Below are 20,800 nucleotides of genomic sequence, written 5' to 3'. Positions count from 1 at the left end.
CTTCATTATACAGGAACAGATGAAAGATTTGGTAAATGTCCCGTTAATTTGTCTAATAGAGCAGAATGATAAACAATCAAATTAAGCGATTTGAACTAATTTCGACAAAATTCTAAATAATGGATAGCGTCATGCCGATACTTTAACAAGATGTGGTACAAGAGGTTTGTTAACATTTTGAAAAAATACGCAATCCTCCCTCTTTGAAAGAATAAGAGTGTGCTATAATGTTCCTATCTGTAAATTCGACAAATATTGGAGGTTTATTAATGGAAGAGACCATTTCCTTGAAAGAAATTTTCGAGGTGATCAAAAAAAGAGTGTGGCTGATCGTCGGCTTAGCGGCTGGAGCAGCGGTCATCAGTGCCTTAATTACATTGTTTGTTCTGACACCAACGTATCAATCATCGTCCCAGTTTATTGTGAACCAGTCCAGCAATCAAGACCAGAGTGCTGCTTACGATATCAATGAGATCCGCTCGAACGTCGAACTTATTAATACATACAACGTTATCATTCAAAGTCCGAGAATTCTGGATCAGGTGGCTGATGAATTGAACCTTGATATGACAGCAGGAACTCTATCCAGCAAGTTGTCTGTCACAAATGCCGAGCAGTCCCAGGTTGTGAACGTTACCGCAACGGACGAAAATGCTATGCTTGCGGCTGATATTGCCAATACAACGGTTGAAGTATTTAAGCAGGAGATTCCACAGTTGATGAACGGAGTAGATAACATTAATGTCCTGTCTACAGCTGAGGTGGGATCGAATCCAACACCGGTAAGCCCGAATACCGCTTTGAACATTGCGATTGCTTTAGTGGTTGGGTTAATGCTTGGTGTAGGCCTTGCCTTCCTACTGGAGTACCTCGACAACTCGATCAAGACTGAAACGGATATCGAAGATGCACTAGGTCTTCCGGTTATGGGTGTCGTTTCCACGATCACATCCGATGATACGGTGGATCTAGGGAAAGCACGGAAGTCAAAGAACCGCGTATCTGAAATGAGGGGTGAATCTGTTGGCACGTAAGAAGAAAGCAGCAGCAACGACGACAAATACAAGAGCGAAAAATCTAGTTACAAAGAACAATCCTAAATCTCCAATTGCCGAACAGTTCCGGACCATCCGGACGAACCTACAGTTCACATCCGTTGATAAAGACTTGGAAACGATGGTGGTCACGTCAGCCAACCCTTCAGAAGGGAAGTCAGTCACCACTGCCAACGTGGCTGTTGTCTTTGCCCAGCAGGGGAAAAGAGTCCTCCTCGTAGATGCGGATTTGCGAAAACCGACGATTCATTATACGTTCCGTGTACCGAATACGATTGGTTTGAGTAATTACTTGATTGGTGCACAGAAGGTATCTGAAATCGCTAATCATACCGACTTAAATAAGCTGGATGTCATCACATGCGGTCCCATTCCACCAAACCCATCAGAGTTACTTGGCTCTAATAAAATGAAGGAATTCATTGAAGAAGCCAAACAGACATATGACATGATCATTTTTGATACACCACCGGTTCATGCCGTCACCGATTCCCAGGTGCTTGGTAACTTCGTTGATGGAGTCCTTCTCGTTGTTCGTAGTAAACAGACTGAGAAAGATTCTGCAGTGAAAGCGAAGGAGCAGCTGGAACAGTCCCAGGCCAATATCCTTGGCGTCGTGTTGAACGACCAGGACATTAAGTCGAGCAACTACTACTATTATTATGGGCAATAAAAAAGAAGGTCTCAGGCCTTCTTTTTTTAATAGACTTACTGGTTATAACTTCAGTCACATAATTCTACAAAGTAATAACAAATGTCATTGTCTTGTTCTTCATATCCATGCTTATTCTTGATATAATCGTCGTTAGTTTGTAAAAAACTAGTTTGATAGGTTGGAATAAGAAAGGGGAGTTTACCATGATTGATATTCACAGTCATATTCTGCCTGGTGTAGATGATGGTGCTCAAACGATTGAAGAAAGTATACAGATGGCCAAAGCAGCGGTCGCCGATGGAATTACAACCATTGTAGCAACACCGCACCATAAAAATGGTACGTATGATAATTATAAACATGACATTTTGATTCAAGTGGCTGAACTGAATCGGACGTTTCAAGAACAGGGTATCGATTTAGAAGTGCTACCCGGTCAGGAAAACCGTATCTACGGTGAAATGGTTCAAGGACTAGAAGTAGATGAAATTCTAGCTATAGATGATAAGACGAAGTACGTCCTGGTAGAATTTCCATCCAGCTCTGTTCCGCGTTATGCCGAACAGCTCTTCTTTGACCTGCAGGTAGCAGGGTACACTCCTGTCATCGTGCATCCGGAGCGTAATAAACAGATCATAGAAAATCCCGACCTTTTATATTCCTTCGTTAAAAAGGGAGCCTACACTCAGGTCACCGCCGGCAGTCTCTGTGGACACTTTGGGAAGAAAATCAAGAAGTTTTCTGAGCAATTGCTGGAAGCGAACCTCGCTCATCTAATAGCCTCAGATGCTCATAATACAAAGACCCGCGGTTTCTGTATGAAAGAGGCCTACGAAGGGATCAATAAGAAGTTTGGAAATGATATGGTTTATTTATTGATGGAAAATGCAGAAGATGTGCTGGATGGTAAAGTGTTAGCATCTGAGCCACCTAAACATATTAAAAAGTCTAAATTTTTAGGTGTATTTAACCGCTAGTCTAATATAAAAAGGGCACATGGAACTATCTTGATTGTGTCCTTTTTCTTCTTTTGAATAATATCGAAAGCGTATTCATAACAAACTTTTACATTTTATATAAAAGTTATGTAAAAATCTGCGTCGCAGGTCTTCTTTTGGATGGAGGAAAATGGTACAATCAAATTTGTTACAAAAGAGTTACAGTTGTGGGAATTATCAGGGTTGCATCACAATTAGAAAAGAGGTAGCTTTCATTGAATAAACTTCCAAAATCAGTCGTCAAAACCATTCGATATATCAAATATGAAGCCCCAGAAGAAAAGTTATACATCTTACATAAAGAAATAGAGAAAGCCCTGATTCAAAGACAATTTAAAAAGGAGGAAGTTCATTGACCACTGCATATAGAAGAAGGCTGCTTTTATTAATTCTGATAGATTCACTCATTGTTTCCTTCTCCATCTATATGTCCCATTTTTTCCTTAATCCATATGTTGCTGTTTTTGATGGAGTTATGTTGGTTTTATCATTAACTCTGTTAGTTAGTCACCATTTATTTTCCAGTATTTTTGGGATGTATAAAAAGAAATGGCGTTACGCAAGCACGGAAGAATTGTTTGGCATTATATCTGTCGTTACGATGTCAATTATTACTGCTGCTCTTATACAGTTAATTTCTTACGGTGCTATTTATGAAAGAGCCCTTGTTGTTACTTGGATGTTACATATTTTGCTTATTGGCGGAGTCCGTTTCGCCTGGCAGTATTACAAATCCTATGGTTTTACAATTAACCCTAAGTTTAAAAAGGCTCGTCTCTTTAAAAAGGACCCTAGCCATCAGCGAACTCTAATTATTGGAGCAGGGTCTGCTGGCAGAATGCTTGCCAGGCAGATGATGAATTCAAATGAAGTAGATGCTGAACTTGTAGGATTCGTAGATGATGACTTCACTATGCATCATTTAACAGTTGCTAATCTTCCTGTATTGGGGAGTACAAATGAAATTAAAGCAATCGCAAGTGATTATCAAGTGAACCACATTGTCCTTGCAATGCCGTCTGTTGGTAATGATCGAATTAAAGAAATCATTACTGAGTCCAAGCAAGTTGTGAAGAATGTACAGACACTCCCAATGATAGAGGATATTGCCTTAGGTAATGTATCAGTTAACCAAATTCGAGACGTACAGATCGAAGACCTTCTAGGTCGTGAGCCTGTCGAACTCGATATAAATTCCATAGAAACGGAAGTAAGAGGGCAGACCGTCATGGTCACAGGTGCTGGAGGAAGTATAGGGTCCGAAATCTGTCGGCAGCTCGTCAAATTTGGACCAAAGCGCCTTATTTTACTTGGCCATGGGGAAAATAGTATTTATACCATTCATATGGAGTTAAAACAATACGATATAGATACCGAACTTGTTACCGTCATTGCAGATGTTCAGGACCGAGAGCGTATTTTTCAAGTTGTTCAAGATTATGCTCCATCTAACATTTATCACGCCGCTGCTCATAAGCATGTTCCATTGATGGAAGCGAACCCTAAAGAAGCTGTAAAGAACAACGTCATTGGAACAAAAAACGTTGCTGAAGCAGCTCATCATGCAGGAGTGAAAGCCTTTGTCCTCGTTTCCACAGACAAAGCAGTAAATCCACCTAACGTGATGGGCTCTACGAAACGAATTGCAGAAATGGTTGTGCAGAACCTTGGTCGACAAAGCAAGACAAAGTTTGTTGCTGTTCGTTTTGGTAACGTTCTAGGAAGTCGCGGTAGTGTTATTCCACTATTTAAGAAGCAGATTGCTGCAGGTGGACCGGTTACCGTTACCCATCCTGATATGACACGGTACTTTATGACAATCCCGGAAGCTTCGAGATTGGTACTTCAAGCAGGTGCTCTTGCACGCGGTGGAGAAGTGTTTGTTCTCGATATGGGTGAACCTGTGAAAATTGTTGATCTTGCAAAAAACTTAATCCATCTCTCTGGATTCACTGAAGAACAGATTCCGATTCAATTTAATGGCATTCGCCCTGGCGAGAAGATGTATGAAGAGCTTCTGAGTGATAAGGAAGTGAATAAAAAACCGGTATTTCCAAAGATCTTCATTGGTAAAACGTTAAATTTCAATTATGAACTTGTAGAATATCTTGTTTCACATTATCCCACAAGTAGTGTGGATGATTTGAAAAAGTATGTAATTGATTTGGCTAATAATAGATTACCCTCGAGAGAGAAGGTTGTTGAACGTATCTTATAAATGATTATGGAATTTAGCTTCACTTAAGCAAAAGTTAAATATTTTCTGCATTTGATAAGTTATATAAAACTAATATTCAAGTCAGTAGGAAGGAAGTTGTAATTGTGGGAGAACGTGTATTTTTGTCTTCCCCTCACATGAGTGAAGAGGGGTATGAACGACAGTACGTACAAGAAGCGTTTGATACAAATTGGATTGCACCTTTAGGTAATAATGTTAATCAATTTGAATTGGAATTAGCTGAAAGAGTAGGATCTAAAGCAGCTGCAGCTTTGTCATCTGGTACTGCTGCTATCCATTTAGCGTTGAAAGCAGCAGGGGTTCAGGAAGGGGATATTGTTTTTTGTCCAACATTAACCTTTTCTGCTACTGTAAATCCTGTAATTTACCAGAATGCTACTCCTGTTTTCATAGATAGTGATTATGAAACATGGAATATGTGTCCAAAAGCATTAGAAGAAGCTTTTGAAAAGTATCCTGAAGTTAAAGCGGTAATCATTGTCCATCTATATGGTTTATCTGCTGATATGGATAAACTAATGAATATCTGCAACAAGCATGGTGTAGATGTTATTGAAGATGCAGCGGAATCATTGGGAGGCTATTATAAAGGTCAACAAACTGGAACATTTGGAACTTATGGTGTCTATTCCTTCAATGGTAATAAGATCATTACAACGTCCGGTGGTGGAATGCTTGTATCGAATAATGAGTCAAAAATAGAAAAAGCGAGATTTTGGGCAACTCAATCTCGTGATCAAGCGAGGCATTATCAGCATAGTGAACTAGGGTTTAATTATCGTATGAGTAATGTAGTAGCTGGAATTGGAAGGGGACAATTAAAAGTATTAGATCAACGTGTTAGTAAAAAGAAATATATCTTTGAATTTTATAAAAAAGAATTAGATAGTCTGCCTGGGATTGATTTCATGCCGGTGAATAATTGGGATGAACCGAATTTTTGGTTAAGTACAATTATAGCTAATGGTCATGTTAAGCCTTTGGATATTATAAATGCTTTAGAAAAGAAGAATATTGAATCTAGACCAATATGGAAGCCAATGCATATGCAACCTTATTTTAAAGATTATGAAATGATTGGAGAACAGAAAGTTTCTGAGAATTTATTTTCAGAAGGTGTATGTTTGCCTTCTGATACAAAAATGACTGATGAAGATTTAACAATGGTTGTGGAAACTATTAAAGGGTTGTGGTTATAAATTGAAAAAAAATCAATCTAGTATTTATAGTAGTATCAATAAAAGAATAGGTGATATACTATTATCTATTCTCTTATTGGCATTATTATCACCATTATTCTTGGTGCTTTATATTTTATTAAGATCACAAATTGGTAAGCCGGTTCTGTTTGCTCAAAAAAGACCAGGATTAAATGGTGAAATTTTTACTATGTACAAATTTAGAACGATGACAAATGAAAAAGACGAGTTTGGTAATTTACTCCCTAATGAGTTAAGGCATACTAAGTTCGGGAAAATAATAAGGGGCACTAGTTTAGATGAGCTCCCTGAACTTATTAATGTACTAAGAGGTGATATGAGTTTGGTAGGGCCTAGACCGTTATTAGTTGAATATTTACCTCTTTATACCCAAAAACAATCACAGAGACACAATGTAAAACCTGGTATTACTGGGTATGCTCAAGTAAATGGAAGAAATTCATTGACGTGGGAAGAAAAATTTGAAAAAGATATTTACTATGTTGAAAATCTAAGTTTTTTGTTAGATATAAAAATACTACTAAAAACAGTAAAAAAAGTTCTTGTCAAAGAGAATATAAATCAAGACGAAGATACGACTATGGAGCGGTTTAAAGGGTCAAATTGAATTTTTCATTGAATTTGGAATAAGTAAAGAGGTGAATTGGCAATTACACATATTGAAGAATGGTTGGCACTCTCACAGCCGGGTGAAAAGATTATAGTTATTGGCGCTGGTAGTCTAGGTAAGATGACAATAGATTGTATTATCAATAACGGGAAACATGAAATGAGAAATATTGCAATTATTGATGACAATACTAACATTCAAGGTCAACGGATGTTAGGCATCCCAATAGTAGGTGATACCTCCTCTTTGAAATTGTTGAACGTAAAGCAAGATATATCGTTTATCATCGCAATTGCAGACAATAGGGTGAGAGAGAATATTGCAAAAAGTAACCCTAATCTCAACTATACTAATATAATTAGTGAAAAAGCAGCAATATCAAATTTTTCTTCAGTAGGAAAAGGCTCGATAATACTACCAGGAACAATTGTAGATCCAGATGTCAAAATTGGCAGTCACGTTATAGTTAATAAACTCTCTACAATCGCACATGATGTTACTCTTAGAGAATTTTCACAAGTTTCTCCAGGTGTTAATTTGGGTGGCTATGTTGAAATAGGTGAAAGGTCATTTGTGGGCTTGAATGCTTCACTTTTACCATTTGTCAAAATAACAAGCGATGTGATTATAGGAAGTGGAGCAGTTGTTACAAAAAATATTGATGTTTCCCCATCTGTATTCGTAGGTAATCCAGCAAAAATTCTAAAGCGAAAGAGTGTATAGTGATATAAGTGAAAATCATAATTAAGGATGGGAAAATAAAAGTATGAAAAAAAAAGTTTGGATTTTAAATCATTATGCTACAAATATGTATTTTAATGAAGGCGGTCGACACTACTGGTTTGCTGAGTATTTGAATGCTAATGGTTATGATCCTGTAATATTTTGTGCTAATACTAGGCATAACCACTCGGACAGTGTGAAAATAACTGAGAATAAATATACGATAAAGGAATCCAGGGGCGGCATTCCATTTATTTTTGTGAAAACATCTCCATATGATAATAATGGTATTAAGAGAATAAGAAATATGATTTCCTTCTATAAGAATATTCTTTCAGTTGGTAAAAAATACACTGAAATCTATGGTAAACCAGATATAATAGTAGCCTCCTCCGTCCATCCACTTACCTTAGTAGCTGGAATACAAATCGCAAAGAAGTTAGGTATACCTTGTTTATGTGAAGTAAGGGATCTTTGGCCGGAGAGTATAGTAGCTTACGGAGCTTTAAAAAGGGAAAGTATAATAGCTAAATTACTATACTCAGGTGAAAAGTGGATATATAAGAAGGCAAACAAAGTTATTATGACATGGCCCGGTGGCAGGGATTATATTTTAGATAAAGGCTGGGAAAGTGAAATTGATTTAAACAAAATCACTCACATTAGTAATGGAGTTACAATCGATTCGTTTGATAGAAATTGCAAAGAAAACAGATGTGATGATCCAGATCTTTTCGATGTGAAAGTTAAAAACTTTGTTTATGCAGGATCAATACGTAAAGTGAATAATTTGGGTTTACTGATAAGTGCTGCAAAAATAGTTCAAGATAAAGGAATAAAGAATGCGAAGTTTTTAATATATGGTTCTGGAGATCAAGAAGAAATGTTAAAAAAGAGGTGTGAAAGAGAGAATATTAGCAATGTTATATTTAAAGGGCGTGTAGAAAAGAAATATATTCCTTCAATATTATCAAACGCTTATGCTAATATTTTGCACAATACTAGTACATCTCTTGATAAGTATGGACAAAGTCAAAATAAATTCTTTGAATACTTGGCATCTGGCAAAGGAATTATTCAAACATATACCACGGGATATAGTGTTTGTGAGAAGTTTGATTGTGGAATTAGCGTGCCTGTACAAAAAGCTGAAGAAATAGCTTCTGCAGTAATTGATTGTATCAATGATGAAGATAGTCAACAGAAAAGAGGAAAAAATGCACGTAAAGCTGCATTGGAATACGATTTTAAAAAATTGACAAATGAACTCATTAAAGAAATTGAGAATGTATAAGTAGGGGAGAGGTAAAGAGAATGCATTTATTTCAAAATATACAAAACAAACGAGAAAAAATTTCTATAATAGGACTGGGCTATGTAGGTCTACCATTAGCTATTGAACTAGCAAAAAAGTTTAAAGTAATTGGATTTGATAATAACAGCTCAAAGCTAGAAAAGTATTTGAGTGGTATTGATGTTACTAATGAAGTGGGAAATGAAGTAATAGCTAATACAACATTAGAATTCACAGATAAGGAGAATGAGTTAAGGAATAGTAAATTTCACATAGTTGCGGTTCCAACTCCTATTAATAGTGATAAAACTCCAAATTTGTCACCAGTTATTGAAGCTAGTAAGACAGTAGGGAGAAACCTGACTAAAGGTTCAATTGTTGTTTTTGAGTCTACAGTTTATCCAGGAACTACCGAAGAAGTATGTATTCCAATCCTTGAAGAAGAGTCAGGTTTAAAATACGGGATAGATTTCAGAGTAGGTTATTCTCCTGAAAGAATTAACCCTGGGGATAAAGTGAATACCCTTACTAAAATAATGAAGGTTGTTTCAGGTTCTGATAAACTAGCACTAGATATTATAGCGAAAGTGTATGACTCAATTATCGAAGCAGGAGTACATAAAGCTTCATCAATCAAAGTAGCTGAGGCTTCAAAAGTTATTGAAAATTCTCAGCGAGACATAAATATTGCGTTTATGAATGAATTATCTATGGTCTTTAATAAGATGGATATTGATACAAATGAAGTATTAGAAGCAGCTGGTACTAAGTGGAACTTTTTGAAATTCACTCCAGGATTGGTTGGAGGTCATTGCATAGGTGTTGACCCTTACTACTTTACTTATAAAGCTGAGCAATTAGGGTATCATTCACAGATTATTTTAGCGGGAAGAAAAATAAACGATGATATGGGGAAATATGTTGCTAATAATATAATTAAGAAATTGATTAAAGCCGAACAGCCTGTAAAGGGTGCTAGAGTTGCAATCTTAGGAATTACATTCAAGGAAGATTGTCCAGATGTGAGGAACACAAAAATTATAGACATAGTAAATGAACTTGAGGAGTTCGGTGTTGAAGTCTTAGTTCATGATCCCATCGCAAATAAAGATGAAGTTTGGGAAGAATATAGAATAAATTTAGTAGATAAAAAAGCATTACAAAATATTAACGCTAGTGTATTAGCAGTGTCACATAAAGAATTTATTGATAATTACAGCATTGAATTTTTCAATAGCCTCTATAGTAGTGATAGAAGAGTAATAATTGATATTAAAAATGCTTTAAACAAAAATGAATTCTTAGAAAACGGTTTTTATTATTGGGGATTGTAAATTTGTTGATTAAGGATGGTAACTATGAATGTGTTACACATTTGCTCATATTATATAGGAAATAAACTATATAAAAACCTTATAAAAGAATTAGGAAATCACAACATAAACCAGCATGTATTTATACCTATAAAAGACGAAAAATACAAAGGTGAAAATCAATTAATTGGAAGAGATAACTTTATCACATATTATTATGCAGATATAATAAAGAGATGGCATAAGTTTTTTTATTTAAGTAAAATTAAAAAACAATTTAATGAAGTGGAAGATTTGGTGTTAGATAAACAAGAAATAAACTTCATTCATGCTCATACGGTGTTTAGTGATGGTGGAACTGCTTATTATTTAAACAAGAAATACAGTATTCCGTACGTTGTTAATGTACGGAATACTGATATAAACACCTTTTTTAAGTATGCAATTCATTTAAGGCGGTTTATGTATAAAGTACTTGAGAATTCAAATGGTATAGTTTTCTTGTCTGTTGCATATAAAAACAGTTTATTTTCAATGTTACCAAGGCATGTTGTCAAAGAAATTTCACACAAGACATATGTTATTCCTAATGGTATTGATGATTTTTGGCATCATCAATCAATAAAAACCAAAAATAAAGTTCAAGATACAAAAATCAACTTAATTTATATAGGGCAGTTAAATGATAATAAGAATACGAAAAGTATAATTAAGGTATGTGCAAAGCTTAACGAAATGGGGTATGATTTTAGTTTAAAAATTATAGGAAAAGGGCCGATGGAATTAAATCTTAAAAAACTGGCGAAATCACTCAATTTGGAAAGCAAGATTGATTTTTACGGTTACATAAAAGAACTAGAATCAATTAAAAATTTACTTCTTGAAAGTGATATTTTTGTTATGCCTTCAATAAAGGAAACTTTTGGTTTAGTTTATATTGAGGCGATGTCAATGGGAGTGCCAGTTATATACACAAGAGGTCAAGGAATTGATGGCCTGTTTAGTGAAGGAAAGGTTGGTTATTCAGTATTACCTAATGATATAAACATGATTAGCACAAAAATTTTAGAAATATATCAAAATATAAACATATATTCTAGAAATTGCATCGAACTATCTAAAGAATTTAATTGGATAACAGTTTCTGAAAAATATTTAGACCTCTATAAGTATTAATTTTAAATTTTGTTGGGAGTTTAAAATGAATATATTAATTTTCACTACATATTATCCGTATAAAAATGATAACACACCTGAAAATACTACTAAAGCTATTCATTATTTTGCTAGGGAATGGGTTAAAGAAGGTCACAATGTGTTAGTGATACACAACTATATACAGAAACCCAAAATTTTTGAACTCTTGTCCTTCTTTAAAAAAGGTAAGAATTATAGGAAAGAGCATCTTGAGGAATCACAGCAGACTATAGAAGGTGTAAATTCATATTTACTACCTATTAACAGATATATACCACGAAGGAATTTTTTCTTTAAGAAAGATCTTAAGAAGCAAAAAAGAAAAATAATTGAAATATTAAATGATAATGATTTTACGCCTGACGCTTTAATTACTCACTTTTGTGTTGCTCAAATACAAATTGTTAAATCCTTAAAAAAACAACTAAGTTGCACTCGTGTTGGCGTGTTCCATAAATCAGATATAAATTATTTAAAAAGAATATATAAAAAGAAAAAAGTTAGAGATTTACTCAATATTTATCATAAGTTTGGTTTTAGGTCCAATAGTATAATGGATGATGTAGTAGATATGACGGGGAAAAGTGGTTTTTTAGTACAATCTGGAGTACCAGACTACATAATGGAAAATCAAGATGATACTACATCTAATATAGTAAACAGAACTCGAAAACCAATAAAATTATTATATGCTGGTAGGTTACAAAAGAGTAAGAATATTGATAAAACTTTAGAAGCATTGGCTATATTGAAAGAAGAATATGAAATCGAATTTTCTATTATTGGTACAGGCCCATTAGAAGAAATTTTAAAAGATAAAGTTAAAATTTTAAATTTACAAAAAAATGTGAATTTCTTAGGTGTAATGGAACGGGAAGAAGTATTAGAAGAAATGTTTAAAAATGACTATTTCATTATGGTGAGTTCACCAGAAACCTTTGGAATATCATATATAGAAGCAATGGGATGTGGATGCATATCAATAGGTGCTGTCGGGGAAGGAATTGATGGTGTAATTACAGATGGTAAAAATGGTTTCTTGGTTAAGCCAAACGATTCTTCTCACTTAGTTAGTACTTTAAGAAAAGCCATAACCATGAATGAACAGCAATTTCATAGTATTCTAAAAAATTCAAAAAAAACTGCACTACAGTATACAGAAGCAAAAGTAGCTGAAAAGTACTTAAGAGAGATAACCCTCCTATGAATGCAAGTATGCTATTATATGAAATGAATTCAATATAGTAATAGATAATAGGTGAGAAAGATGGGTAATTTATATGAATATAAAAAAAACGACACTATTAAATGTATTGTTTCTTTTAATCTTAACTACAGTTTTATTATTCTCTAATCTAGTAGCTATAAATTTTCATGATTTAAAAAATAATGTAGAAAATAAATGGCTACTACTATTGATATTTAGTATAGTTTTAATGGTTTTTACTATTAAAACTAATTTTACCTTATCAAAAATTTCTGCCCTATTCTTGGTGATATGGGAGGTATTCATAGGTCTTATTTATATTTCTATATACCTTAATGGACATTTTCAGTTCATCGAGTATGCAATATTTAGTATTATTATACCAATGTGTTTCTTCTTGAAAAATCACAGAAAATACTTAAACATTATATTCTTATCGATAGTTTTCTCAGTAGCTCCATTAATGTATTTTTTGGCACCGAATAACTCTTTAGGACTTCATATTAGTGTGGTAGGAACCTGTGTAGTAAGTATAGCCGTGTTGAAGAATCTCCGTAATGTATATATATATTTATTTATATTCATAACATGTTTAAGTTTATTTATTACACAATCAAGGACGTCAATTGTCTCGTTTATCCTAGTGGGATGTATATATTTCATGTATACATTGGTGAAAAAACAGAAATCTTATTATAATATAATTAAAAATATGTTTTTATTTTTGATAGTTACTGTATCTGGTATATATATATATTTCAAGTTTATAGAGGATATTATTTTTCATAAATGGGATCGTACTGGTGGTGATATCACCTCAGGAAGAATGGATATGTGGATTTACACCCTGAAAAATGGCATTTCAGCTTTTGGTAATGGAGAGAATTACTTCACGTATCAATACTCAATAGGTGATTCCCACAATACTTTTATTCAAGTTTTAGGTGCATATGGTTTACTACCCTTAATCGTTTTTTTTATACTGTTTATTTTCATTTCTTTAAGACTTACCCAAGTGAATAACTCTTTTTTTTACATTATTTTCTTCATATTTTACGCATTAGTTAGTGTTACAGAAAACCTTTTCTTTATTGATTCTAGATTTATTATTTATCATGTATTATTATTCCTTTATATAGGATTACTTTTACACGAAAAAAGGGAAACAATGGAATCAAATCGAAAAGTTAAATCTGAAACTCTCCAATGATATAATAAATAAAATAAATAATGTTGTTAGATATTAGAACGGAGGGAAATTAATGGATGCTTGTATTCTTACAAATAATTATCCAAATGATAATGATTACTATAAAAATGCCTTTGTACATAGAAGAATTAAAAATTACCAAGAGCGAGATATGAAGGTTGAGGTTTTTGTATATTCAGAAAGAAATACAGAACAATATAATTTTGACGGTGTAAAAGTTACTATAGGTAATGGTGAATATTTTAAACGTTATATGAAAAAGCATTCGCCTAAAACACTTTTAGTTCATTTTTTAGATAGAAAAATGATTGATACAATTTTTCAATTGGATAAAAATTATCCAACTATTGTTTGGATTCATGGTTTTGAAGCATTAGGATGGTATAGGCGACTGTTTAATATTAATAAAAAATTTTGTAAGTATATTTTAAGCAATACTAGACAACTTTGGAAACTTCGGCAATTTATTATACAAAAAGAAAACTTTAAAATAGTGTTTGTGTCAAAATGGATGAAAAAAGTTACAGAAACAGATACTTTAACTAAATTAAATGATTGGGAAGTTATACCTAATGTCATTGACGACAAAGTATTTACATATAAGAAAAAAGATGAAGGTGATACAAAAAACATTTTAGTAATACGCCCTTTTACTTCTAAAAAGTATGCTACCGATATTATTGTGAAATCTATTTTAGAATTATCAAAGTATGCTGATTTTAACAAATTTACAATAAACATATTTGGTGATGGTCCTTTATTTGACAAGACTTTATCTCCTTTAAAATCATTTGAGAATGTTGTTCTTCATAAACGTTTTTTAAGTCAAGAAGAGATAAAGCAGCAACATGATAATCATGGAGTATTCCTTTGTCCCACTAGACAGGATGCACAAGGAGTGTCTATGTGTGAAGCTATGGCCAGTGGTTTAGTTGCAATCTCATCTAATAACACTGCTATCCCTGAATTTGTAGAACATAATAAAACTGGCATTTTAACCGAAAAATCTCCAAAAAAAATTGCTGAGGAGATTATTAGACTAGATAGTAATAAAGCAGACTTTCTTAAAATCTCGGAATCTGGAGCTAATTTTATAAGACAATATTGTTCTCCCGATGTAGTAGTGAATAAAGAAGTGGATTTAATTCAGTCAGTATATAACGAATGAGATATATTTGATTGACTTATATATGCAGGTTGAGTATTGATGGATTATTTTTCTGGTAACAAAGAATGTAAAGATATTAATGTTTTTATGAGATCTATTCGATCTAAAGTATACAAAATATATTCAGTATTTACTTACAGTTAGTAATTCAGTCTATCTAATCGCTCTTATATATGGAATTAATTTCATATATAAATTTTAATACGTAAAAGGATAATATTACATGCGAAATAAACTCTTAAAGAAATTTCTATCTTTCTCATATGGTAGTTTCATTGGTGCAGCTATCTCTTTTTTAACTACAATGTTTACTACTAGGCTTCTTGCACCTGAGGAATTTGGGAAAGTTTCAATGTTTACTTTGTTCATAAATTTAGCTATGATATTAGCCATTTTTGGTACAGATCAGGCTTTCGTACGGTTTTTTTACGAAGAATTTGATAATAAGAGAGGAGCTTTATTATATAATTGTCTTAAAGTAGCTTTTTTTATACTTATTCCAGTAATATTAACTTTCTTTATTATTAGGACTAACTTATTACAGTATTTATTCTCCGAATATGAGTCTATTACTTTTTACTTTCTTTGCATTGCAGTGGTGACGAAGGTCGCTTATCGATATGGAACTCTAGTTGTCCGAATGCAACAAAAAGGAAATATGTATTCACTTTTAGAAATATTAAATAAGTTATTCCTTTTGATTGGGGTGGTAGTATTCTACACCATCTTGGGAGAAACCTATAAGATAATAATATATTCTACAGTTATTAGCTCTATTGTCTTGTTAATATTTTTAATTTATTCACAAAAGGAATTTTGGAGTCTATCTAATATTAAAGTCAAGAATACCATCCACTCTAAAAAAAATATACTTACTTTTAGTTATCCATTAGCATTTACTATTGCTGTTATGTGGGTTTTTGAAGGGTTCGATAAGTTCGCAATTCGTACTTGGTCTAACTTCAATGAGTTAGGGTTATATGCAGCTGCGTTTAAAATTATAAGTCTTATAGCAATATTAAAGGTGGCGTTCAGCACTTTTTGGACTCCGGTAGCATATGAAAGGTATCAAAATAACCCTGATGATACTAAGTTTTATACACAAATATCCAAATTAGTGAGTTTCTTAATGATTTTAGTAGGGTTACTTATTATAATGCTTAAAGATGTATTAATTATGTTGTTAGGGGGGGGTTACGAAAAATCGAGTCTAATGCTTTCCTTTTTAGTTTTAATCCCCATAATGTATACTATTTCGGAAACAACCGTAATAGGAATTAATTTTAAGAAAAAAGTTAAATGGCATGTAGTAATCGCAGGTGTGTCGTGTATATGTAATATCTTTGGTAATTGGTTGCTTGTCCCACAGTATGGTGGTATAGGTGCTGCTGTATCAACTGGGGTATGCTATATTATATTTTTTACATTAAGAACGATAATATCAACGTGGTACTACAAAGTTAATTATGCTCTTGCTAAAGTATACACTTCTACTTTAGTACTTGTTTCGTATGCTTGTTATACTCTTTTAACTTTTCAACCCATTAATGAACAAGTTATAGGAGTAATTGCAATTACCATTGTTACAATTATCTATATAAAAGATCTAAAAGAATTCGTAAAATCTATTTCTATATTCTCTTCTGCAATATAAATTTTAAAAATTGGATTTGTGTAAGCGAGTAATTTTCAAAGCAATATTAACATCTTTGGTCATTTAAAAGATATGGTAGATCATAAATCATGTGAGATATCAACAACGGTTTAAAATTCCCTGTTTTCAACGGAAACAAATTCCCGATTATAAGGATTTTGGCTGTATGCCAGCTTTTTTCTTTTCCCTCAGGCGATAAAAGTCTCCTTTAATATTAAAGGTCGTGGAATGATGGATTAGACGATCCAATATTGCCGTTGGTAAAACTTCACCTCCAAAGATCTTGCCCCATTCAACGTACGACTTATTTGAAGTGATGATCATCGCTCCGTGTTCATATCTTCTTGATATGATTTGGAAAAGTGTGTGTGTCAAGGACGTTTAATTATATACAAAATCGTCGGGTTAAAATTATACAAGTCTGCCGCCTTATTCGGCAGACTTGTTTTTCATCCGGAAGCTTGGACCGTCAATTGAAAATACTCTTGAATGGTGAAGCAGCCGATCCAATATTGCTGTCGCAATAATCCCGTCTCCCAACACTTCTCCCCACTGGCTAAACGTCTTGTTCGACGTTAGAATAATAGAGCTATTCTCATATCTCCGGCTGATCACTTGAAATAAGTAATGACCTCCGTTATCCGATAGATTTAAGTATCCCATTTCATCGATAATCAGGAGGGAGGGCTTAGCGATTCCTCTCATTTTCTTATCCAATTTTCCTTGGGCATCTGCTGTCTCTAGTGACGTAACGAGCTCCTGTGCTGTCATGAAATATGTCTTCAAACCTTTACTGATTGCCTCGAGGGCAATTGAAACCGCAAGGTGTGTCTTGCCTACTCCAGGGGGCCCAAGAAAAATTAAATTCTGGTTTTGTTCGATAAAGCTGAGATTCATGTATTCTTCGATGTCCCTTTTGGACACACCATTAATACGTTGAAAGTCAAACGTATCTAAAGTTTTCTTAAAAGGTAAGTGAGAGAGCTTAAGTAGAGTTTGTCTACTTCGCTCTATTCGTGTTTGATTCTCCATTTCCAATAGTCGCTCAAGAAAGACGTGATATGGTATATTATCTTAGGAAGCTTCTTCGGTGAGGGTACGCCACTCTGATTGAATGGTAGATAATTTAAGTGAATCACAGTATGTATTGTCAACAACGGTTTAAATTTCCCTGTTTTCAACGGAAACAAATTCCCTATTATCAGCGGATTTTGGTTGGCTGTATGCCAGCCTTTTTCTTTTCCCTCAGACGATAAGAGTCTCCTTTAATATTAAAGGTCGTGGAATGATGGATTAGACGATCCAGTATGGCCGTTGCTAAAACTTCATCTCCAAAGATCTTACCCCATTCAACGTACGATTTATTTGAAGTGATAATCATCGCTCCATGTTCGTATCTTCTTGATATGATTTGGAAAAGTGTGTGCGCGCTTAGCTCATCGAAACTGAAGTAACCTAATTCATCAATAATTAGTAATTCTGGTCGACTATATCTTTTAATAATCCGTTGGATTAACCCTTGTTTCTCTGCCTTTTGACACTCAGCTATAAAATCATTGGCTGTGATAAAAAGTGCTTGGTGTCCATTCGTGATAGCTTCAAAAGCCATGGAAATGGCTAAATGTGTTTTCCCTACTCCTGGTGGTCCTAGAAGTAGGATGTTATCTCCATTATGGATATATCTACCCGATAAGACTTCTTTCACTCTTCGTTCGTCAATACTAGGTTGAAAACTGAAGTCGAAGTCATGAATACTCTTGATGTAAGGAAGCTTTGCTTTCTTTAGACGCTTATCTAAAGCTGCCTTTTCCTTTTGTTCAATTTCCTGGGATAATAGCGTGATTAAGAAGTCCGAATATGGTACATTATTTTTAGATGCGTCTTCAAGCAGACCATCTATTTGATCGGCGGTGTAATGCCAACCGATTTCTTCTAAGCGTTCAACTAAAAGGTTTGTGGTCATGATTGATCACCTCCTTCTAGTTGCTCATAAATTTGAAGGGAACGTTGTTCTACTTCAATATCAGGGGACTGTAAACGGCTGTGGGTCGGCAAACCATCAGTAGTCGTTTGCAGTCCTTTATAATGTTCAAGATTTATATGATCTCTTACCTTTCCAGTCATAATAGGGTGTTTAGCTACACATTCATAATGGTCATAAATTTCTAAATGATGATCTAATGTTTCTTTTATCTTCAATTCTTGTCCAACGTACCGAAAGGGTACTGAATACCTCTTACCGAGATAAGAAACAAAGCAATCCTTACTCACTTTTCTAATTTCCCAATGATGAATAGGGAATAATGGTTTCGTATTTGAAGTCATTAAATGCTTTTGTTCATGCTGGAAACGAGTATGAGGTGATTCGAGCGTTGTCTGATGAACCTTACGGTTTGCTACTTGATCTAACCACACTCTTACATCTTCATTTAATGCTTTTAACGTAGGTTCATGCTTGCGTTGCAGAAAGTTCTTCTTTAAGTATCCAACAACATTTTCTACTTTTCCCTTTGTTTGTGGTCGGTGTGGTTTACATGCCTTTGGAACAATTCCATAGTAAGCTAAAAATTCTTCAAACTTCCGATTGAATCTGATTTCGACTGGGCTATGCCTGATAACAGCAGTTTTCATATTGTCATATAAAATTTGCTCAGGGACTCCATTGAAATAAGCGAAAGCGTTCATATGGCACTTCATTAACGTTTCTAAATCCATACTGTCTGTAAACTCTACATATTTAAGCCGCGAATAACTTAGTAAAATCACAAAAGCATAAATATCCTTAATTTCACCATCAACGGTGAACCTACCAATGTGTCCCCAATCCATTTGAGCTTGTTTCCCAGGAGGAGTCTCATATCTTATAGTAGCTTGCTTTTTAGGTCGAACCCTATATGGCCGAATGAAATCCCGAAGGATTGTCATTTTGCCCTCGTACCCCATAGATGTAATCTCATCTAATAATACGGTGCAGTTCGTTGTACCTTCCTTCATGCGTTTCTCTAAGTAATCTTTGAAGGGATCTAGCTTACTACCTTTACTAGGTACTTTTTTCATCCTTGGTAATTCTTCAGATTTTATGTACTTCCTAATAGTTTTTGGATCAAAGCCAGTCTCGTTAGAGATAGCTGTGATTGACCATCCTTTTTGAAATAATTCTCTAATCATTATGAATTCCCCAATCTTGATCATCACTTCTACACTCCAAATCTTTATCTAGTATAGAAATGATTATCTGTTATTATTGGGGAATTTGAAACCGTTGTTATTAGGGATTTTAGCACCGTTGCTTACAGTATCAATGACTTGATTCATCACTTTCACTCTCCCTCTCGAAGAAATTGGTCGTAGACGCTAAGTGGGCGAACAGCGACCTCTATATCTGATGCAGCGTGGAAGGTGCCAGTCTTTTAACGCTGCTTTTTTCTTATCTGTTCGGAGAGTGGTAGGATCTTATCATCCTTTGTATAAGCTAAAATGGCCTCCCCACGATGATAAACAGTGATCTTTCCATCAAGCGTTTCCTTAATCATTACTTCTTGCCCCGCATAAGGGGAGTTCATGAGTATTTTCCGAGCGTGATAATTCATAACGCCATCTTTTGGTTAGAGAACTCACTTCATACTTTGTTGGAAGATCGAGAGATTCTTTCATCCAAAGTTCCACAGGCTTTCGTTCTGTCGTAGAGTGAACACGTGGATTTGCTCTTTCTTCGCCCCCCCCTCATTAATGTACGATTCAATTCCTGTAAGGATCGGACGGACGACGTCTCTAACCAGCCATTCATATACCCTATGAATCGTTTCACTTTTCCTTTGGTCTGAGGACGTTAAGATCGGTGGACCTTCGGTGTAAATCCATAATGATCGACGAAGTCTAAGAACTTTTCATTCCAATCAACTTCAGAACCACTTCTTCGATTTATTATTGTCCTCATATTATCGAACAGGATCTTTTTAGGAACACCTCCAAAGTATTCGAAAGCATTAACTAGACAGTGAAGCAGATGCTCTCGGTCCTGCCTTTCCGCAAAACACATAACTCATCCGTGAATAAGACAGAGTAGCCACAAGTATCATTAACGGAATAATATCTCCATCAACTTGATAAAGGCCAGCTTCTTCCCAGTCTACCTGCATTTGTTCTCCTGGTTCAGTCTCATACTGTCTGATATGACTCTCTTTAAAAGATTCTCGATACGGCTGTACAAATTCTTTAAGGATTGTTTTTCCGCCTGAATATCCCTGATTTCGAATT

General features: G+C 34.4%; 19 protein-coding genes. 14 read left to right on the top strand and 5 right to left on the bottom strand.

Going from position 1 to position 20,800, the window contains the following annotated elements; genetic code table 11:
• Nucleotides 1-269 precede the first annotated feature (269 nt).
• The 14 genes from ACXAD6_RS15490 to ACXAD6_RS15425 all read left to right on the top strand — a co-directional run bounded on the left by ACXAD6_RS15490 (nucleotide 270) and on the right by ACXAD6_RS15425 (nucleotide 16,543).
• Entirely contained in the window at nucleotides 270-1,034 is a 765-nt protein-coding gene (locus ACXAD6_RS15490; RefSeq protein ID WP_474969647.1) for a YveK family protein, read from the top strand.
• The gene (locus ACXAD6_RS15485; protein WP_474969646.1) at nucleotides 1,024-1,728 is read left to right on the top strand and encodes a CpsD/CapB family tyrosine-protein kinase; all 705 of its coding nucleotides are present in this window, start codon (nucleotides 1,024-1,026) and stop codon (nucleotides 1,726-1,728) included. Before ACXAD6_RS15490 ends, ACXAD6_RS15485 begins: the two co-directional genes overlap by 11 nt.
• Before the next feature lie 185 nt (nucleotides 1,729-1,913).
• Complete coding sequence (locus ACXAD6_RS15480) at nucleotides 1,914-2,687, top strand: tyrosine-protein phosphatase (protein ID WP_474969645.1); 774 nt, start codon at nucleotides 1,914-1,916, stop codon at nucleotides 2,685-2,687.
• 373 nt (nucleotides 2,688-3,060) lie between these two features.
• Nucleotides 3,061-4,926, top strand: coding sequence for a polysaccharide biosynthesis protein (locus tag ACXAD6_RS15475; protein ID WP_474969644.1), 1,866 nt, complete (start codon nucleotides 3,061-3,063; stop codon nucleotides 4,924-4,926).
• A 104-nt stretch (nucleotides 4,927-5,030) separates the two neighbouring features.
• The gene (locus tag ACXAD6_RS15470; RefSeq protein WP_474969643.1) at nucleotides 5,031-6,146 is read left to right on the top strand and encodes a DegT/DnrJ/EryC1/StrS family aminotransferase; all 1,116 of its coding nucleotides are present in this window, start codon (nucleotides 5,031-5,033) and stop codon (nucleotides 6,144-6,146) included.
• Between the two features lies 1 nt (nucleotide 6,147).
• Nucleotides 6,148-6,774, top strand: coding sequence for a sugar transferase (locus tag ACXAD6_RS15465; RefSeq protein ID WP_474969642.1), 627 nt, complete (start codon nucleotides 6,148-6,150; stop codon nucleotides 6,772-6,774).
• A 36-nt stretch (nucleotides 6,775-6,810) separates the two neighbouring features.
• The gene (locus ACXAD6_RS15460) at nucleotides 6,811-7,500 is read left to right on the top strand and encodes an acetyltransferase (RefSeq protein ID WP_474969641.1); all 690 of its coding nucleotides are present in this window, start codon (nucleotides 6,811-6,813) and stop codon (nucleotides 7,498-7,500) included.
• A gap of 43 nt (nucleotides 7,501-7,543) precedes the next feature.
• Nucleotides 7,544-8,794, top strand: coding sequence for a glycosyltransferase family 4 protein (locus tag ACXAD6_RS15455; protein WP_474969640.1), 1,251 nt, complete (start codon nucleotides 7,544-7,546; stop codon nucleotides 8,792-8,794).
• A 20-nt stretch (nucleotides 8,795-8,814) separates the two neighbouring features.
• A complete protein-coding gene (locus tag ACXAD6_RS15450; protein WP_474969639.1) occupies nucleotides 8,815-10,128 on the top strand; it encodes a nucleotide sugar dehydrogenase in 1,314 nt (437 codons plus the stop codon).
• Between the two features lie 24 nt (nucleotides 10,129-10,152).
• Nucleotides 10,153-11,283, top strand: a complete 1,131-nt coding sequence (locus tag ACXAD6_RS15445; RefSeq protein ID WP_474969638.1) for a glycosyltransferase — start codon at nucleotides 10,153-10,155, stop codon at nucleotides 11,281-11,283.
• 25 nt (nucleotides 11,284-11,308) lie between these two features.
• Nucleotides 11,309-12,511, top strand: coding sequence for a glycosyltransferase (locus ACXAD6_RS15440; RefSeq protein WP_474969637.1), 1,203 nt, complete (start codon nucleotides 11,309-11,311; stop codon nucleotides 12,509-12,511).
• A 73-nt stretch (nucleotides 12,512-12,584) separates the two neighbouring features.
• Nucleotides 12,585-13,721, top strand: coding sequence for an O-antigen ligase family protein (locus tag ACXAD6_RS15435; protein WP_474969636.1), 1,137 nt, complete (start codon nucleotides 12,585-12,587; stop codon nucleotides 13,719-13,721).
• A gap of 52 nt (nucleotides 13,722-13,773) precedes the next feature.
• Nucleotides 13,774-14,889, top strand: a complete 1,116-nt coding sequence (locus ACXAD6_RS15430; RefSeq protein WP_474969635.1) for a glycosyltransferase family 4 protein — start codon at nucleotides 13,774-13,776, stop codon at nucleotides 14,887-14,889.
• A 223-nt stretch (nucleotides 14,890-15,112) separates the two neighbouring features.
• Complete coding sequence (locus ACXAD6_RS15425; protein WP_474969634.1) at nucleotides 15,113-16,543, top strand: lipopolysaccharide biosynthesis protein; 1,431 nt, start codon at nucleotides 15,113-15,115, stop codon at nucleotides 16,541-16,543.
• A gap of 147 nt (nucleotides 16,544-16,690) precedes the next feature.
• Here the strand turns inward: ACXAD6_RS15425 and ACXAD6_RS15420 are convergent, their stop codons facing one another.
• From ACXAD6_RS15420 to ACXAD6_RS15400, 5 genes are all read right to left on the bottom strand, one after another.
• On the bottom strand, nucleotides 16,691-16,918 hold the full coding sequence (locus tag ACXAD6_RS15420; RefSeq protein WP_474969633.1) for an ATP-binding protein: 228 nt from the start codon (nucleotides 16,916-16,918) through the stop codon (nucleotides 16,691-16,693).
• A 54-nt stretch (nucleotides 16,919-16,972) separates the two neighbouring features.
• On the bottom strand, nucleotides 16,973-17,611 hold the full coding sequence (gene istB, locus ACXAD6_RS15415) for an IS21-like element helper ATPase IstB (RefSeq protein ID WP_474970438.1): 639 nt from the start codon (nucleotides 17,609-17,611) through the stop codon (nucleotides 16,973-16,975).
• A gap of 133 nt (nucleotides 17,612-17,744) precedes the next feature.
• Nucleotides 17,745-18,506 (bottom strand): IS21-like element helper ATPase IstB, encoded by a 762-nt coding sequence (istB, locus tag ACXAD6_RS15410; RefSeq protein ID WP_474969632.1) that lies wholly within the window; start codon nucleotides 18,504-18,506, stop codon nucleotides 17,745-17,747.
• Complete coding sequence (istA, locus tag ACXAD6_RS15405) at nucleotides 18,503-19,735, bottom strand: IS21 family transposase (protein ID WP_474970437.1); 1,233 nt, start codon at nucleotides 19,733-19,735, stop codon at nucleotides 18,503-18,505. Before istA ends, istB (ACXAD6_RS15410) begins: the two co-directional genes overlap by 4 nt.
• A gap of 637 nt (nucleotides 19,736-20,372) precedes the next feature.
• The gene (locus ACXAD6_RS15400) at nucleotides 20,373-20,582 is read right to left on the bottom strand and encodes a hypothetical protein (protein WP_474969631.1); all 210 of its coding nucleotides are present in this window, start codon (nucleotides 20,580-20,582) and stop codon (nucleotides 20,373-20,375) included.
• Nucleotides 20,583-20,800: the final 218 nt, after the last annotated feature.

Source organism: Halobacillus sp. ABH2_015, assembly GCF_056158945.1.
The sequence above is the reverse complement of the archived record's forward strand: the minus strand, read 5'-3'. Positions and strand labels throughout refer to the sequence as shown.

Excerpts from the sequence above, each read along its gene's own strand:
- ACXAD6_RS15490 (WP_474969647.1), top strand. The coding sequence starts at position 270 with ATGGAAGAGACCATTTCCTTGAAAGAAATTTTCGAGGTGATCAAAAAA.
- ACXAD6_RS15480 (WP_474969645.1), top strand. The coding sequence starts at position 1,914 with ATGATTGATATTCACAGTCATATTCTGCCTGGTGTAGATGATGGTGCT.
- ACXAD6_RS15455 (WP_474969640.1), top strand. The coding sequence starts at position 7,544 with ATGAAAAAAAAAGTTTGGATTTTAAATCATTATGCTACAAATATGTAT.
- ACXAD6_RS15450 (WP_474969639.1), top strand. The coding sequence starts at position 8,815 with ATGCATTTATTTCAAAATATACAAAACAAACGAGAAAAAATTTCTATA.
- ACXAD6_RS15445 (WP_474969638.1), top strand. The coding sequence starts at position 10,153 with ATGAATGTGTTACACATTTGCTCATATTATATAGGAAATAAACTATAT.
- ACXAD6_RS15440 (WP_474969637.1), top strand. The coding sequence starts at position 11,309 with ATGAATATATTAATTTTCACTACATATTATCCGTATAAAAATGATAAC.
- ACXAD6_RS15435 (WP_474969636.1), top strand. The coding sequence starts at position 12,585 with ATGAATATAAAAAAAACGACACTATTAAATGTATTGTTTCTTTTAATC.
- ACXAD6_RS15430 (WP_474969635.1), top strand. The coding sequence starts at position 13,774 with ATGGATGCTTGTATTCTTACAAATAATTATCCAAATGATAATGATTAC.
- ACXAD6_RS15425 (WP_474969634.1), top strand. The coding sequence starts at position 15,113 with ATGCGAAATAAACTCTTAAAGAAATTTCTATCTTTCTCATATGGTAGT.
- istB (WP_474969632.1), bottom strand. The coding sequence starts at position 18,506 with ATGACCACAAACCTTTTAGTTGAACGCTTAGAAGAAATCGGTTGGCAT.
- istA (WP_474970437.1), bottom strand. The coding sequence starts at position 19,735 with ATGATCAAGATTGGGGAATTCATAATGATTAGAGAATTATTTCAAAAA.
- ACXAD6_RS15400 (WP_474969631.1), bottom strand. The coding sequence starts at position 20,582 with ATGTGTTTTGCGGAAAGGCAGGACCGAGAGCATCTGCTTCACTGTCTA.